14 protein-coding genes are annotated in these 17364 nt (G+C 40.6%); 12 read left to right on the forward strand and 2 right to left on the reverse strand.

Translation table 11 applies throughout. From position 1 onward, the window contains the following. The first annotated feature begins 383 nt into the window (after positions 1-383). The 6 genes from O2Q26_RS05250 (at position 384) to O2Q26_RS05275 (ending at position 9013) form a co-directional block, all read left to right on the forward strand. Entirely contained in the window at positions 384-1658 is a 1275-nt protein-coding gene (locus O2Q26_RS05250; RefSeq protein ID WP_289214887.1) for an ABC transporter substrate-binding protein, read from the forward strand. 59 nt (positions 1659-1717) lie between these two features. Continuing rightward, positions 1718-2665: a carbohydrate ABC transporter permease gene (locus tag O2Q26_RS05255; RefSeq protein ID WP_289214888.1), complete on the forward strand. Its 948-nt coding sequence runs from the start codon at positions 1718-1720 to the stop codon at positions 2663-2665. A gap of 3 nt (positions 2666-2668) precedes the next feature. Then, positions 2669-3508 carry a carbohydrate ABC transporter permease gene (locus O2Q26_RS05260; protein ID WP_289214889.1) on the forward strand — a complete coding sequence of 280 codons (840 nt, stop codon included), beginning with the start codon at positions 2669-2671 and terminating at the stop codon, positions 3506-3508. Positions 3509-3575: 67 nt separating this feature from the next. Next, positions 3576-4589, forward strand: a complete 1014-nt coding sequence (locus O2Q26_RS05265) for a LacI family DNA-binding transcriptional regulator (protein WP_289214890.1) — start codon at positions 3576-3578, stop codon at positions 4587-4589. Between the two features lie 31 nt (positions 4590-4620). Further along, the gene (locus O2Q26_RS05270; RefSeq protein WP_289214891.1) at positions 4621-5967 is read left to right on the forward strand and encodes a GH1 family beta-glucosidase; all 1347 of its coding nucleotides are present in this window, start codon (positions 4621-4623) and stop codon (positions 5965-5967) included. Between the two features lie 70 nt (positions 5968-6037). Then, the gene (locus O2Q26_RS05275; RefSeq protein ID WP_289214892.1) at positions 6038-9013 is read left to right on the forward strand and encodes a carbohydrate binding domain-containing protein; all 2976 of its coding nucleotides are present in this window, start codon (positions 6038-6040) and stop codon (positions 9011-9013) included. A gap of 233 nt (positions 9014-9246) precedes the next feature. Here O2Q26_RS05275 and O2Q26_RS05280 read toward each other — a convergent pair whose 3' ends face one another. Beyond that, complete coding sequence (locus O2Q26_RS05280; RefSeq protein ID WP_289214893.1) at positions 9247-10032, reverse strand: SDR family oxidoreductase; 786 nt, start codon at positions 10030-10032, stop codon at positions 9247-9249. Positions 10033-10684: 652 nt separating this feature from the next. On the opposite strand from O2Q26_RS05280, the gene O2Q26_RS05285 reads away from it, so the two are divergent. From O2Q26_RS05285 to O2Q26_RS05295, 3 genes are all read left to right on the forward strand, one after another. After that, positions 10685-12337, forward strand: a complete 1653-nt coding sequence (locus tag O2Q26_RS05285) for a CoA-disulfide reductase (RefSeq protein WP_289214894.1) — start codon at positions 10685-10687, stop codon at positions 12335-12337. A gap of 240 nt (positions 12338-12577) precedes the next feature. After that, on the forward strand, positions 12578-13882 hold the full coding sequence (locus O2Q26_RS05290) for a DUF1643 domain-containing protein (protein WP_289214895.1): 1305 nt from the start codon (positions 12578-12580) through the stop codon (positions 13880-13882). Positions 13883-14003: 121 nt separating this feature from the next. Beyond that, positions 14004-14384: a VOC family protein gene (locus O2Q26_RS05295; protein WP_289214896.1), complete on the forward strand. Its 381-nt coding sequence runs from the start codon at positions 14004-14006 to the stop codon at positions 14382-14384. 148 nt (positions 14385-14532) lie between these two features. Here the strand turns inward: O2Q26_RS05295 and O2Q26_RS05300 are convergent, their stop codons facing one another. Further along, positions 14533-15807, reverse strand: a complete 1275-nt coding sequence (locus O2Q26_RS05300) for an L-lactate MFS transporter (RefSeq protein WP_289214897.1) — start codon at positions 15805-15807, stop codon at positions 14533-14535. 343 nt (positions 15808-16150) lie between these two features. On the opposite strand from O2Q26_RS05300, the gene O2Q26_RS05305 reads away from it, so the two are divergent. The 3 genes from O2Q26_RS05305 to O2Q26_RS05315 all read left to right on the forward strand — a co-directional run bounded on the left by O2Q26_RS05305 (position 16151) and on the right by O2Q26_RS05315 (position 17212). Then, a complete protein-coding gene (locus O2Q26_RS05305; protein WP_289214898.1) occupies positions 16151-16687 on the forward strand; it encodes a DUF5412 family protein in 537 nt (178 codons plus the stop codon). Positions 16688-16718: 31 nt separating this feature from the next. Continuing rightward, on the forward strand, positions 16719-16940 hold the full coding sequence (locus tag O2Q26_RS05310) for a hypothetical protein (RefSeq protein WP_289214899.1): 222 nt from the start codon (positions 16719-16721) through the stop codon (positions 16938-16940). A gap of 86 nt (positions 16941-17026) precedes the next feature. Further along, a complete protein-coding gene (locus O2Q26_RS05315) occupies positions 17027-17212 on the forward strand; it encodes a hypothetical protein (RefSeq protein ID WP_289214900.1) in 186 nt (61 codons plus the stop codon). The last annotated feature ends 152 nt before the right edge of the window (positions 17213-17364 follow it).

Below are 17364 nucleotides of genomic sequence, written 5' to 3' on the forward strand. Positions count from 1 at the left end.
TCCTTAGGGAGCGTGGTGAGTCTCATCAGTCTTGCCACGTTTTTCTTTATGCAGTCTGTGTGAAATCCATAATCGTAACTCATTTCATAACCGATAACATTCTAGAAACTGGGTAAACCATTTTCGATGTTAACGTTTACATTATTGTTTTGACAATAGAATATAGTATAAATTCCGTCACTTTCCACTTTAAGAAACCGGTTTACTAAAATACGGGTGAATTATTTGAATTTTTATAAAAAACTATTGAAAACGGATACATATACCTTTATAATCAACTTAAGTTATCAAATCATTTGATTTTTTTTAACTATTAACGAAACCGGTTTCGTTAATAGGATGATCGTTTCCTTGGTTATTTAAAATGGAGGGGGAAAGACATAATGAAATTGAAAAAAAGTTTACTTTCTGGCTTACTGTTGAGTATGTGTGCGTTTCTTATCGCTTGTGGTGGAGATGAAGATTCAGCTTCAGGTGAAGGCGATAATGTTACGTTGGATTTCTGGGTGTTTGGAGCAACCAATTATGAAGATTTAGCAAAAGAGTATGAGGAAGAAAATCCTGATGTGAAAATTAATATTAAAACTTCTGAATTAGAAGATCATCACAACAGCCTTTTTACTGCAATATCTGCAGGTACTGGGGCTCCTGATCTAACTATGATCGAAGTGGATCAATTGGATCGATATAGAGAAGCTCAAGATCGTTTTACTAATATGTATGATTTAGGAGCAGATGAAATTGAAGATCAATACTTAGATTGGAAATGGAACATGGCAGCAAATGGAGAAGGTGATTTCCTTTTCGGCCTTCCGACTGATATCGGGCCAAAAGCGATGTATTATCACACCGGAGTTTTTGAAAATGCAGGTCTTCCAACAGATCCAGATGAAGTGAGCGAATTGATTTCAACACCTGAAGCGTTCACGGATGCGGCGGATAAAGTGCTGGAAGCTACAGATAAACCTATGGTCGATAGTATGGAAATGGCTTTCCGAGCAAATATGGATGCGTTAGAACAAAGTTATTTTAATCGTGATGGCGAATTACTGATTAGTGAAAATAACGGTGTTAAAGACGCTTACGATTATGCAGTTGAATTGCATGAGCAAGGGTATGTCAGCGACTTTGAAATGTGGACTCCTGAATGGGGAGACGCCTTGAATAAAGGAAGTTTCGGCGTTGAAATGGCCCCAGCCTGGCTTAAGGGCTATATGACAGAGAATGCACCTGAAGCTTCTGGAGATTGGCGCGTGACGACGCTTCCGAGTGACTTTGCTGGAAACTGGGGAGGCTCTTATGTAGCAATCCCTGAAGAAACGGAACACAGTGAAGAAGCTTATGAATTCTCCAAGTGGCTGTTGTCACCAGAGAATCAATTGAAATCTTTCACAGAGAGCGGTCTTTTCCCTTCAACACCAGAAACGTATGAAATGGAAGAATTCACCTCAAACTCTGATGAGTATTTCGGTGGTCAGAACACAGCGGAATACTTTGCTAAAGCAGCTGAAGAAATCACTGAGGTTTACAAAGGACCTAAGTATGTAACGGTTAATAATGAAGTATTGACTGCGCTTAGAAACGTTCAGGAAGGTGGAGACCCTGAGCAGGAATGGGAGGAAGCAGTGGAACGTATCGAAGGGTTAATTGATCGATAATTTACAAGAAGGGTCGGATGAATGTCAATCTGGCCCTTTCTATGTAAGGAGGTAGAAAAGTGGAAAGTGTAGAAAAACAACAGCGCGTCTCCTCTGCGAAAGAGAGTCGATTGTCTGAAAAGAAAAAAGATATGCTCTCTGGTTATTTGTATGTTGCTCCATTCTTTATCATCTTTGGAATTATCGGTCTTTATCCTGCCGTATTCAGTATTGTGCTTGCTTTTCAAGATTGGAATGGCCTTGGGGAAATGGACTTTGTAGGGTTGAGAAACTTTACGGTCGTCCTGCAGGATCCCTTATTTTGGAAATCTTTATATAACACGGTCATTATCGGGCTGATGGGAACCGCTCCGCAGCTGATTGTCGGTCTTATTCTGGCGTATTTCCTAAATATGGCTGCGGTGCGATTTACTAATTTTTTCAGAGTGACGATATTTATGCCTTATATTACTTCAATGGTAGCTGTCGCATTGGTGTTCGGTGTGTTTTTTAGCAGCAATGAAACAGCTCTCGCCAACTATGTCATTGGCTGGTTCGGTATTGATCCGGTCAGCTGGAAAACGTCAGAGTGGGGAGCGAAATTCGCCATTTCCCTTATGGTCTTCTGGCGCTGGGTCGGATATAATACGATCATTTACTTAGCAGGACTGCAGAGTATTCCGAAACATTTGTATGAAGCAGCAACAATCGATGGGGCTAATAAAGTTCAGCAATTCATGCACATCACGATTCCTTTGCTGAAACCATTCATTCTGCTAACCGTTTTTATGGCAACTGTAGGGGCGCTTCAATTATTTGCTGAGCCTACTGTATTTTTAGGTAGTTCTGCTTTTACACGTGATGAAGCGATGACGGTAGTTATGTACTTGTACAGAGATGCGTTTAACTTAGGTTCCTTCGGTACAGCTTCAGCAACAGCTATTTTATTGCTGATCATCATCGTAGGTGCAGCAGCTCTGAATACATGGCTGACATCCGGGGCCGGCCGCAGAAAGAAGGGGGCTTAGAGAATGAGTGAGCATGTAAAGAAAAGGTTCAAGCCTGGAAACATTCCAGTATATATCGCGTTAGGGTTCGCTTCGATTTTATCCATTTTTCCGTTTTACTGGATGTTTGTAATGGCGACCCAGCCAAGTGCTGCGTATAATTCCATTCCTCCGACATTGCTTCCTGGTGGAATGCTGATCGAAAACTTTCAGAAGGTATTAGATACGATTCCATTTTTTCAAGCGATGTGGAACACGATTCTGTTGTGTTCAATCGTTACGATTATTGTTCTATTGATTAGTTCACTGTCGGGATTCGCTTTTGCTAAATTTTCATTTCCCGGCAAAAACTTTTTGTTCATATGTATTCTCTTGACGATGGTCATCCCTCCTCAATTAGGATTGATCCCGCAATACTACTTGATATCTCAATTAGGGTGGCTGGATACATTATTTGGAGCAGGGGTTTTGTTCTTATTAAACCCGTTAGGTATCTTTCTCATGCGTCAATATATCAGCGAATCTGTACCAGATGAACTGATTGAAGCAGCTAAATTAGATGGCTGCTCAAACTTTAGAATCTATCGGAGCATTGTACTTCCTATAATTAAACCAGCCTTTGCTACGCTTGGTATTATCGTATTTACACTCGTGTGGGGAGAGTTTTTGTGGCAGTTCACAGTTCTGCGTGATCCTTCTTCTTACACTTTACAAGTGGCGCTGGCTTCTTTAAACAACTCATTCAATGTAGATTTTGGCATGCTGCTTTCCGGTGTGTTCTGGGCAACAGTTCCATTGATTTTGATTTTCCTCATCTTCAATAAATGGTTCATTTCCAGTATTACGGAAGGTTCGATTAAATAAGCGAGCTACTCTTGCCGATTGTTGATACAATATATTGAGATAGCAGTTTCTGAAGAGAGGTATGAAGATGGATTTAACAATAAAAGATATTGCAAAAATGGCTGGTGTATCTCCTGCTACTGTTTCAAAGATTATCAACAATTATGGCGGGATCAGCGAGCCGACAAGAGAGAAAGTTTATAAGATCATGCAGGATACAAAGTACCAGCCGACGTTCTCAGCGAAATCGCTGGCAACTAAAAAATCGAATTTAATCGGCCTGATTTATGCCGGGAAAATCAATGTGGACTTTAAGCACCCCTTTTTCAATGAAGTAGTGAATACTTTCAAGAGAACGGTGGGTGCTCAAGGATATGATCTTCTTTTATTTTCTAATGAGAAGTTTTACGAAGGGGAAAGTAAGTATTTGGAACGGTGCAAACATTTCCACGTCGATGGCTGTTTGATTATAGCTGGGGATGAGATTGAAGAGGCTGTCCATGAAATCGCCGCAAGCAATATTCCGTGTATCGGTATCGATCTTAAACTGGAAGGTCCGAATTCAAGCTATATTATGACGGATAATGCGAAAATCGGTTTAAAGGTTGTTGAGTTTTTCTACTTAAATCAAATAAGAAAAGTTGCGTATATAGGCGGTAAACAGAATTCTCATGTGGCGAGTATCCGCAATCAGGGATATGTCGATGCCATGCAGCAATTTGGACTGCCTATAAAAGACGAATGGGTGAAGTTTGGGGATTTCTTCGAGGAAAGTGGCTATGAAGCTATGAAAGAAATATTGCAAACAGAAGAATTACCACAAGCCGTTTTTGCAGCCTCAGATATGATGGCCCTTGGAGCACTTAAAGCCATCAAGGAAAAAGGATTATCGGTTCCTGAAGACATTCAATTGATCGGCTGTGACGACATTGAAGCTTGCCGCTACAGTGACCCGCCACTCACAACAGTCAAGCAAGATAAACAGAAATTAGGGAAACTGGCTGCTACAATGCTGAATGACCTCATCCTGGATCATAATGATATTCGCCCGGTTAAAGTGGATCCAGAGCTTGTGATTCGTTCATCCAGTATAGAAAGCTAGTCCCACTTACGTTCGTAATGGAGGTTATCATATGACAACAATAGAATTTTCGAAAGAATTAAAGTGGGGAGCTGCAACAGCTTCCTATCAAATTGAAGGAGCAGCTCATGAAGACGGGAGAAGTCCTTCTATATGGGATACTTTCTCTCATACTCCTGGAAATGTAAAAAACGGAGACACTGGAGATCATGCCTGCAACAGTTATCATTTATATAAAGAAGATGTCCAGCATTTAAAAGACCTTGGAATCGATCTTTACCGATTTTCGATTTCCTGGTCGAGGGTCATGCCTGAAGGAACAGGCAGCTTAAATCCAACAGGCGTAGCTTATTATCGGAACTTGATTACGGAGCTGCTCGATCATGGTATTGAACCGATGATTACGCTGTATCACTGGGACCTGCCTCAAGTCCTGCAGGATCAAGGGGGCTGGGAGAATCGTGCCACAATTGACGCTTTTAACGAATATGCTGAAGCGATGTTTAAGGAATTCGGTGATCAAGTGACGAACTGGATTACGATCAATGAACCATGGTGCGCGTCGTTCTTGTCCAATTTCTTAGGAATCCATGCTCCTGGAAAAAAAGATTTACAAGCGGCTGTCGATGTATCTCACCACCTGCTGATAGCCCACGGTAAAGCTGTTCAGTCTTTTAGAGAACTTGTACCTGATGGAGAAATAGGTTATGCACCAAACTTGGGCTGGCTGGAACCGTTCAGTCCAGCAGCTGAGGATCAAGATGCGTGCCGTCGGGGGATGCTGTGGCAGAAAGAGTGGTTTATGGATCCTGTTTTTAAAGGCTCCTATCCAGAGGAATTGATTCAGATCTTTGATGAACATAACGCTGCGCTGCGTATCGAAGAAGGAGATTTGGAACTGATTTCTCAGCCGATTGATTTTTATGGCATCAACTATTATACAGGCAGTCTTGGCCGTCATAATGAAGAGGCAGGAATGTTTCAGGTCGAGGAAGTTCCTCTCGATTATCGGCAAACGGACATTGGCTGGCCGATTTATGCGGATGGCTTTTACAAAGCTTTGAAGAATTTGAACGAAACCTATGGCGACGTTCCTATTTATATTACGGAAAATGGAGCTTGCTATAATCATGGAGTAGAAGATGGAAAAGTAAATGACCAAGAACGCATTGACTACTTAAAGCAGCACCTAACTTCTCTGCACCGAGCGATCAAAGCGGGTGTGCCGATTAAAGGGTATCTCGTTTGGTCACTGCTTGATAATTTCGAGTGGGCTGAAGGCTACGAGAAAAGATTCGGTATTATTCACATCAACTTTGATACTTTCGAAAGAACGAGGAAGGAAAGCTACTATTGGTATAAGAACACAGTCGAAAATAACAGGTTTGAAATCACCTGAATTTTTTTGGTCTTTTACGAAAGCGGTTTCCTTAATAAGAATATAGGATCTAATTCTAAGGAGGAGTATTTTGAGAAAATTCTTAACTGTCCTATTAACGTTAGCTGTCGTTTTTCAAGTCATGTCACCGTCTGTTCTTGCGAAGAAGGACAAAGGGGACGAGCGGATTGAACATTGGGAAGAAAGAGGATTACTTAAGGGACTGAATCAAAAGAAGAATGCAAATGCTTCCCTCTCTTTTTCAGAATATGCCATACTGGTCGGCAACTTATTTAACATAAGCAGCGAGTCCATGATGGAAGTTTTTAAAGAGACAGGATATGTAAAGGATAGTGAAAAATCTGCCATAAAAGAAGCAGATGCGCTTAACATTCTCCAACATGTATTACCGGATTCATTGACGAGCGAGTTGGAAGAGGGATCGAATCAACCATTAAAGCGTAACGATGCCATTCTTATGATTGACTCTCTTGTTCAAGGTTACTTTTATAAGGAAGGAAACTATAAGGACGAGCAGATTACAGGAAATGCCTGGATCAATCATTCGGATATCGCTCTTATAGACTCTACGGTTGAAGGAGACCTTTATATTAGCGAAGGGGCTGACCCGGGTAATATTCAACTAGAGAACACGACCGTCAGCGGAAGCGTCTATATTGATGAAAAGCTTCAAAATAAAGTGCAGGCCGTTGACTCGGACTTAGGTAACGTTGTGATCGTCGATAAGGACCAAAAGGAATCGGACTGGTCTCTCGTATGGTCCGATGAGTTCGTATCCAGTAAAATCGATCAATCGAAGTGGTCTCACGATACTGGGAACTGGCTTGTAGACGAAAATGGCGAAGGAGTATCTCCTGGGTGGGGTAACAATGAATTGCAGTATTATACTGACTCATCTGAAAACTCCTTTATAGATGACGGTAAGCTGGTCATCGAGGCTAAAGAAGAAGAGAAGAGTGACCCATTCGGAAGTTACGACTATACTTCTGCTAAGCTGACATCCAAAGGGCTGTTCAGCCAAAAGTATGGCAAGTTCGAAGCAAGAATGAAACTGCCTGAAGGTCAAGGATTCTGGCCGGCCTTCTGGATGATGCCTGAAGATGAAGTTTATGGGGACTGGCCGGTTTCCGGTGAGATCGATATTATGGAAGCCGCCGGAAAAGATACGAGTGAAATCGGGGGTACGATTCATTACGGAGAGGAATACCCGAATAATACGTACAAAGGAACCGAGTATCATTTTCCTGAAGGAGAAGATTATACCGATTTCCATACATATTCAGTGGAATGGGAACCTGGAGAAATCCGCTGGTATGTGGATGGAGAATTATATCAAACATTAGACAATTGGTTTGGTAAAGGGGAGAATCAGTCTGATAAATATGCTTTCCCTGCGCCATTTGACCAGGAATTCTATTTAATTATGAATCTAGCTGTTGGCGGCTGGTATGGCGGCAATCCCGATGAATCTACAGAGTTTCCAGGAACAATGGAAGTAGACTATGTAAGAGCCTATGAGTTAACAGGCCGTGATTATAAAGAGCCTGTAGAACCTGTTGTTGAAAAAGATGAGCTGCCTGAAGATGCAAAACAGCCATTAGAAGATGGCAACCTCATTTATGATAATGAGTATAATGAACCTTTTACCATCATCGATCAACATGAAGATGAGTTTGATGAGAATTATTGGAATTTCGTACAGCTTCCAGACTTCCAGGGAAGCGGAACGATAGAGAAGGAAGAGGTTGAGGGTCATTCTTTTGCTAAAACCAGTGTGACAGACCCCGGTAATGCATTATGGTCCCTGCAGCTTATTCAAAAGCTCGCGATTCTGGAAGGCAATACGTATAAAGTAACCTTTGATGCAAAATCTGATACCAACCGTAATATAATGACGAAGGTATCCGGTGGAGAAGAAAGAGGCTTTGCTAACTATTCCGGAGAAAAAACGATAGAGCTTAGTGATCAAGTTCAGTCCTATGAATATACATTTACGCTAAACCAGGACACAGATCTGGGCGCACGAATAGAGTTTAATATGGGAAGCAACGGAACGGCCCCTGTCTCTATTGGAAATGTCCGAGTGGAGAATATCACGGGTGAACAGCAGGAAAACAACACAAAGCCTCCTTTAGCGGATGGGAACCTCATTTATAATGGAACTTTTGATCAGGGGGATATGACAAGGACCAACTACTGGGAGCTTGTGACATCAGAGCAGTCTTCCGCTGAAATGATCGTTTCTGAAGAGCAGCGTGAAATGCAAGTTGATATTCAAAACGAAGGTTTAAATCCTGAAGATGTTCAGTTAAAACAAACAGGGCTCCCATTGGATCAAGGGGAAGATTATGAGCTGACATTTAAAGCAAGAGCAGAGCAAAACAAAACCATCGAAGTAGAATTAGTAAGTGAAGATGGCAGTGAAAGTTATGTGAGTGAAACGTTGACATTAACCGAAGAAATGGAAGATTATACTGTTGAATTCACCATGCCGGAATCCGCTCCAAAAGGACAGTTGACGTTTATGGTCGGAGGTCAGCCTGGAGACGTTTATTTAGATAATGTAAGAATGATTCAAACGTCCATAGACATTGAGCTTTATCCATTACAAAACGGTGATTTTTCATCAGGTCTTAACCATTGGACAGAATATATTCATTTTGATGCGCAAGCGAATGTTTCCGCTGACGAAGGAGTATTGAATGTAGGTATTCAAGAAGGCGGGAACGAAGACTGGGGTGTGCTTATCGAACAGCAGGATCTTTCGTTAACGAACGGAATTACTTATGTTCTGTCTTTTAATGCCAGTTCCAGTGTGGCAAGAGATATAGAAGTTACCCTTGAAAATGCCGATTATCACCGCTATTTCAATGAAACAGTTGCTTTAAATGAAGAAGAGCAGCGTTTTGATTTTGAGTTTGACATGACGGCTGATGATCAAGCTTCGCTTAAATTTCTGATGGGAAACGTAAGTGAAGAACATAATATCTCTCTTGATGATGTCGTGCTTCAAGTAAAGAATGCTAGTGAATATGATGTTGAGTAATCACAAAAAACTTATTTAGAATCCTGAAAAGGCTATCCTTACACCAAAAGGATAGCCTTTTTATTTACCAGAATTCCAGGGAATGCATCCACTTATCCCATAGATCTACTTTTTTCATAGACTATAGGGAGGAATGTTTTTACTAGACTTAATGAAAAGCCCGCGGTTGTAGAACTGATTGCTTTTGCGTTTGCTTTTTAGTAGATAAATTAAAACTGCGTAAATTCTATGAATTAAAGCAGCGAGGCCGCTCCATCCACATATAACTCTGTGCCAGAAATGTGGCGTGATGCATCAGATCCGAGAAAGACTACTAGATCCGCAACTTCTTCTGGTTTTCCAGGTCGATCCTGCAAAGGCTGGTCACCTTTAGGGTGTTCAACGGGAATTTTAATTTTTTCTAACTTATCTTCTTCAGGGTTTGTGTTTTTCTCAATATTCGTTTCGATTGCACCAGGGCAGATGACGTTCACGCGAATTTGGTACTTTGATAGTTCAAGAGCGGCCATCTTTCCAAAAGCCATTTGTCCGGCTTTCGACGAACTGTAGGCAGAAAACCCAAAGTTGGAAAAGACCCGGTTTCCGTTGACGGAGCTTGTAATAATGATGCTCCCGCCTTTTTCCTTCATATGAGGAATAGCATACTTCACCGTTAAGAAAGTGCTCTTTAAATTAGTATCAATCGTCTGACTCCATTCCTCTCCGCTCATATCTTCAATCGGAGTGATTTTTCCATTGATGCCCGCGTTGGCGAAGATGATATCTAATTGTCCGAAACGGTCAATGAGCTGCTTGTAACATTGCTTGATATCTTCTTCTTTCGATACATCTGTTTCAATAATAATCGCCTCTCCGCCTAAGGATTCTATTTCTTCTTTTGTTTCCTGTGCGTCTTTTTCTTTGATGTCGGCGAGGGCGACCTTTGCTCCTTCTTTAGCTAAGTGAATGGCAGAGGCTTTGCCCATTCCTGAGCCTCCTCCTGTGACTAGTGCGACTTTTCCTTTTACTGACTGAGTCATAAATATCTATCTCCTTTTTCAATTGGAAAGGTTTAGTTGATTTATACCCTAGTCATAGAAAATGTAACTTGGGATTTTAAGCTCTTTTAAAAATTTTCCTCTGGAAGGACCTTGTTTTTAAAAAAAATTCACTCATTTTTGAAATGCCGCCTATCCACATACTGAAGAAGCCGCTTAAAATTAAGTGGCTTCTTCACTTCTTCAGTATGCTTAATTTGGTGCAGGGTCCCTTTAGTCAATATCGATTTTGGGTTAGAGAGAGTTGTATAGAGAGATTATTACTCTACGGAAATTACAAGTAATTTAGAAGAACAGTCAAACGGTAATTGCGATAATATTTAAGGATATGGAAATAAATCAAAACCAAGAGAGGTAAACATCTCATCTAATAAAACAGAAATGTTTATGGCATTTTGGGAAAATAGGTGACCAAACTTTTACAATGGGGGTTCTCAAGGATCGTTAGACGCCTGCCTTCAAACAACTTTGGAGGTCTAACAACAATATAGCTCTCAAAGAAGATAATTTTGTCACAAAATATACACCAGGGGGTATATTGATTTCTCGATATGTTAAGAGTAAACTTAAATTATAAGTTAAATGTGAAATTAATCACATTAGCATAAAAGCTATTTAAAAGGAGAGGGTCGTCTTGGGTAGGAAAATTATCATTGTCGGTGGTGTTGCTGGAGGAGCAACAGCTGCTGCAAGGTTGCGAAGGTTAAGTGAGGAAGACCAGATTATTATGATTGAAAGAGGAGAATATATATCTTTTGCGAATTGCGGGCTTCCTTATTATATTGGAGAAGTCATTACGGACAGAGAGGCCTTACTAGTTCAAACGGTTGAAGGGATGTCCAATAAATTCAACTTAGACATCCGTAATTTAAGTGAAGCAATAGAGGTTAATCGCGAGAAAAAGACAATTAAAATAAAAAATTTAAATACAGGTGAAGTCTATGAGGAGTCCTATGACAAACTCATTTTATCTCCTGGTGCGAAGCCGATTGTCCCTCCATTTGAAGGGATTGCTGAAGCAGAGCATTTGTTTACGCTGCGCACAGTACCGGATACAGATCAAATCAAGAGATGGGTCGATGAGCAGCACCCGAAAGAAGCCGTTGTTATTGGCGGTGGATTTATTGGCTTAGAAATGGCAGAGAATCTCAACCATAGAGGCATAAAAGTAACAATTGTTGAACTAGGAAACCAAGTGATGTCACCAGTCGACTACGAAATGGCAGCACTTATTAATCAAGAATTGAAGGCAAATGATGTGGATTTGATTTTTGAAGACGGTGTCAAGGCATTTCAAGATAAAGGAAAAACTATTCAACTCCAAAGTGGGAGGAAGTTGAACAGCGATTTGACGATCATGTCCATAGGGGTCCAGCCCGATAGCGAACTTGCTCAAAATGCAAACCTTTCTCTCGGCTCTCGAGGAGGTATTCTTGTGAATGAACAGTTACAAACAGAAGATGAAAGTATCTACGCTATTGGAGATGCTATTGAAGTAAAAGATTATATCCAACAGACACCAGCTATGATTCCTCTCGCCTGGCCTGCAAATCGTCAAGGTCGGCTAGTTGCCGATCACATTAATGGGCGTTCCATTTCCTACGAAGGAACACTGGGAACGTCAGTAGCTCAAGTATTCGATTTGACGGTAGCGGCAACGGGAAATAATGAAAAGTTATTAAAATCACTCAATAAAAACTATGAAGCTATCCATGTACACCCTGCCTCTAATGCCTCTTATTATCCCGGTGGCAGTCCTGTTTCTTTAAAGCTTTTATTCGATTCAGATACAGGGGCGATTTTAGGAGCTCAGGGTGTCGGATATAAGGGTGTTGAAAAACGTATAGACGTTATCGCTACAGCTATTAAAGGAAAGTTAAATGTACGGGATTTAGCCGATTTAGAATTGGCTTATGCCCCGCCGTATTCTTCAGCTAAAGACCCTGTAAACATGGCCGGGTATGTAGCTGCTAACGTCTTGGATAGTGAAATGAATATTATTCACTACCATCATGTAAGCGACATCGTAGATAAAGGGGAACTTCTCATCGACGTACGAGAACCTAGAGAAAGAGACGGAGGAATGATCGACGGATCGATCAACATTCCCTTAGGAGAATTGCGCGCTCGACTAAATGAACTGCCAGATGATCGACATATCTATGTCCATTGTCAAGTAGGTCTTCGCGGTTATTTAGCTTCAACTATCCTGAAAAATAACGGCTATCAAACAAGCAACTTAAGTGGTGGGTATAAAACCTACCAGGCTGCTACTCAAAAGTCATAAAATAAAAAGAGTATGGTTATTAGTGAAATATATCCCATAAAAAAGTCTCCTAAACTGCTTCTTTTTGAAGATGATCTCTGTAGTTCACAGGGATCATCTTTTTATATTTCATTACCTTTAGTCTGTTTCATGTAAAAAGTAAATATCACCCTCCTTTTTTACATGAAATAGAGGGTATTTAAGTAATGGAGAGAATACCTAAAATAAGGAAATAAATCAATCCCAAGAGAGGTGAACATCTTGTTATTAAAAGCAAAAGCTTATGGAGATTTTGTGAAAAAAGGTGAGCACACTTATCGTAAATCAGCCTATTTACAATGGGGAGACTCTGAACAATCGTTAGGGGCATGCCTCATGCTTAATCCCGGTTCTGCTACAATTACTGATGATTTATCACATTCTCTACAAGAGCAAGGTTATGCGAATGGACGGATTAAAACAGAAGACCCGACTATGAGACAGCTGATTAGAATAGTTGAAGCCATTTATGAAAAAAACTCCGAAATCTGTGGTCGCTTCCACATCTACAATCTCTTTACGCTTCGCCACACAAATGCTGAACAAGCCATCAAGTTATTTGAAAGCCACGTGGAAGAGGGGGAGTATTCAATCCATGATTCTTTAGTGACAAAAAAGGAATTACAGAAACATCCCTGGCTGATTCTTGGCTGGGGACTTAAGCAAAAGAGTAATTGGACGTACCTTAAAGGTGTTAAACAGGAATGGCTGAAAGTTATCGAGGAGGCAGATGTACCGATTATTGGTAAAAAGGATGATTCAAGCGGTGAATATTATCACCCGTCTCCGCAGCTTTACTCAAAAAGAGAAAGGATGTTCGAAGAGTTAGTGTCACAGCATCGACAGACAGTCCGCACTAAAAAAGGAAGTCAGGATTTAATCGAAAAGTATGTCAATGACAAACAAGCTGAAATCAATCGTGAGATCCTTAAGAGTTCACCGTCACTGCTATCTTTTATAGAGAATGATAAAGAAATAAAATGGTATTCACCTCTAAAAGATTGTGGTTATAAAGAATATCGAAATGAGTTTCTCAATTGTGATGACAATTGGACACCCTATAAGGACAAAATGGATAAATATTGGCCGAAAAGAGGACCCAGCTGGGATGGAATAGCAACGGTCGAAGGAAAAGACGGCAGGAAGGCGTTGCTACTAGTAGAAGCAAAAGCCCATGTCAGGGAGATGAACTCCCAATTGAGAGCCTCGGACGATAAAAGTATAGAATTAATTCTAAGAACAATTCAGGAGACGAAGAGTTTTTTTGGGTCAGAGGTGCCCATTGATACATGGGTGAAGCACTATTACCAGTTGGCTAATCGTTTCGCTTATTTGTATTTGATGAATGAGAAATTCAACATACCGACCTGGCTCGTTCTTGTTAACTTTGTTAATGATGTAAGCCATAAACCAACTACGATTGATGAATGGTTTAATCACTATAAGAAGGTGTTCACTGAATTGGATATAAAGCCTTCATCTTCTGGGATGCTGAGTCATTTAATAACTGTCTATCCTGAGGGTTAGGAAGAATTCTAAATCATGATGCTCAGAAGTTTTGTTGAGCTTAATCTAAGGGTGCTTTCTTTATAATTTTTACAGGGAGTTAAGTGATTTACAAAAACTGCATAAAGGAGAATGATGAAGGATGAGCTGGAAACCAAAAGGATACTCTTCAGTGTCTCCCTATTTAGTAGTAGACGATGCTAGAGCCTTGATAGATTTCTTAAAGGAAGCTTTCGATGGTGAAGAACTGCGTGTCTATGAGAGGCGCGATGGTTCAATTATGCACGCAGAAGTAAGACTGGATGATTCCGTAATTATGGTTGGAGAGTCCGTTGAAGAATGGTCTTCCTATCCATCTCACATTCACCTTTACGTAAAAGATTCTTTAAATACCTATAATCGGGCGATAAAAGCCGGGGGAGAATCACTACAAGAACCTGTAAATAAGGAAGGTGATCCCGATCGCCGCGGGGGAGTCGTAGATCCGGCAGGCAACACCTGGTGGATTTCCACCCAATTGTAGAAGACTAGATTCCACAGTGACTTCATGTATAAATTCAATCAAAAAACGATCCGACCACATAAAGTTCGGATCGTTTTTTGATTGGTAAATATTAAACGATATTAAAAAGTTTCATTTTTACAGCTGTAATAGCCAGCTCCTTAGTTTATTAATAATTGACAGCTTCATCTTCCTGTTGTTTCTTCCTTGTTTCTCTCTCAATCTTCTTAATGTCTAATTTCATTAAAATAGAGACGATAAAGGCCAGAGTTATTAATCCGAGAAAAACGTAAAAGACGGCTGTATAACTATTTGTGCTTGCTCTGATTTGTGAAACTAGCATCGGACCGAATACGCCGCCTAAAGACCAGGTTGTTAAAAGGTATCCATGAATGGAACCGAGCTGTTTCGTTCCAAACAAATCTCCGATAAATGCAGGCAGGTTGGAGAAGCCTCCACCGTAACAACTGACCACAAGCAGGATAAGTACCTGGAATAGAATGACGTTCGTCGTTAAAGGAAGTGTAAAGAAAGCTACGATTTGGATGAGGAAAAAGATTAGAAAAACATTCGGCCGGCCGATATAGTCAGATGCAGCCGCCCAGCCGAGTCTGCCTCCTCCATTAAAAATCCCCATAATACCGACCATCGTAGCTGCCGCCGCGGCTGATAAACCGACCACTTCCTGAGCCATAGGCGAAGCCACGGAAATCATCATAATCCCTGCCGTTGTGTTAATGAGCATCATAATCCAAAGCAGCCAAAACCGTTTCGTTTTTATCGCTTCTCTTGAAGTTAGTTGCTGCAAGTCCTTCTTGAAAACTTTTTTACCAGAGGCCATATTCTTTTTCATCGCTGCTGGCATCCAGCCTTCTGGAGGGGGAGCAATGTAAGAAGCCCCTAAGGTGATAAATACGAAATAAGCAGAGCCTAATATATAGAACGTATTGGCTATGCCGACGGTTGTCATTAAATTGGCAGCTACAGGAGCGGTGATTAGAGCCCCTGTGCCAAAGCCTAATACAGCTAATCCAGTGGCTAAACCTCGTCGGTCTGGAAACCATTTGACTAGTGTCGAGACCGGGGAAATATAACCGATCCCAAGTCCGAGTCCGCTTGCCAGTCCGTATGTAAGCAGGAATAGCGTAAGGGAATCAACCGCAATCGCGACACCAGAACCTGCTTGTCCAAGTCCGAACAAAATAGCAGAAACCATTGCCGATTTTCTCGGTCCGCTTTTTTCAACAAATTTCCCGAATAAGGCGGCAGATGACCCGGCGAGCGCCATCATAATGGTAAATGCAATCGTTACTTCGGTTGGGGACCATCCCATTTCTTCACTTACGGGCGTAGTGTACACGCTGTATGCGTAAGCTCCCCCTATAGATAGATGAATAGCAATGGCTGATAAAGCAATCAGCCACCTGTTTTTATTGGCTGTCATGAAATTCCTCCTCTGTTCTATTATGTAAGCGGATACAAAAAGGATATAACTATTGAGGATTAAAATCAAATTATTTATAATAATTTAAACTTTCTGTAAAAATAGATATACCATGTAACGAAGGTGTTTAGGCGGAATGAAAGTTCTGGAAAAGAAGCGAAGCCTAAAGAAAGTTGGCTATATAATGAAATGAATCCTTTCGCGGTATATCTTGTCCAAAAGATTATCCGGTGATTAAGCTGTAATTCCAAACAAAGGTATGGCGGATTTTTTACAGGATTATATAGTAAAGTGGTCACTGTTCCTTGAAGACAAAACTAAAAAAAATACCGGGGTGTTGTTATTGGCAATAAAGTATAACGTGGGAGGATTATGTTTAATAATATTCTGCATAGGAGTAGCTATTTACTCTTTGTATTCTAATTTTAATAACGCATGGTTGATTGCACCTCCGAATTATATTCTCCTTGCAGTTAGTATCACAGCTTTTGTCCTAGGAGTAAAAGGTTTTAAAGACAAAAGAAACTGGCTTGCGAGATTAAGAAGCTGGTTGACTGTGGTTTTATCATTGTTGTTGGCTGCTGCCCTGTCTTTAGCCTTGTTATTTGCATCGTTCTTTTCTTCAATGGGAGTGGATGAACATATTAAAACAGTGAGCTCTCCTAATGAAAAGCACACCATTGATTTCTACCGGTGGGATGCAGGCGCAGCTGGCACCTTTGGAATAAGAGGGGAGTTAAGTGGACCACTTTGGTTCAAAAAAAGAATATATTATCAAAAACGCATAGAACACGCTAAGGTTAATTGGCAAAGTAATAATAAGGTTTCGATAAATAATCACATAATAAACGTGAATAAAGGGGAGACTTTCGGTTACTAAAAGAGAGTGACCTCATTAAGGAGGTTTTTCATTGAAACATCATGTACTGTTCATTCATTGTGCCGGCCCACAGGGAGGGAGTCGAGTAAGCAATAGTCTCATTGCTTACTTACAAAAATCGCTTCATGAGAACTATCATTTTCCCCCTCCTGCTGTGCCAGGTCCTGAAGACCCGAGAAACCCATCTTGGAAAACCAATATAAAAAGACGTAATTTTATTAAAGAATTACGTCTTTTTATATTGGTTGAGTAAATAGTAATGTTTTGAAATAATTGGAACTAAGAACGGAAGAAGGGAAAGAGTGATAAGACTTATTGATAAAGAGGTGACGGTTTTTTATGAAGTATCAAATCACTACATTTATTTTGGTAGGCGGCTTGGTTGGAGCTTTGACAGATGGTGTGATGATTGGAGTCGGTGCATCAGCGCTTGTTTTTATAGCATACAAACTTGAAAAGTATTTGGAAGAAGAAAGAGATCATCATAAGAGCGGGTCTCATTATGAAGCGGAAAGTGAGGATTGATAACCTTGCCAGATTTATTAGAAAACATGTACGAAGTTTCGGTATTACTGCTACTCTTCTGTTCTTTCATCTTTTACATACATCTCAAAAAAATCAAACGGGAAAGGAAGCTTTCAACTTTCGAGTTTGGAATGCTCATCATGGCACAGGCA

Source organism: Halobacillus campisalis, from assembly GCF_030345335.1.
Taxonomy (GTDB): Bacteria; Bacillota; Bacilli; order Bacillales; family Halobacillaceae; genus Halobacillus_A; species Halobacillus_A campisalis.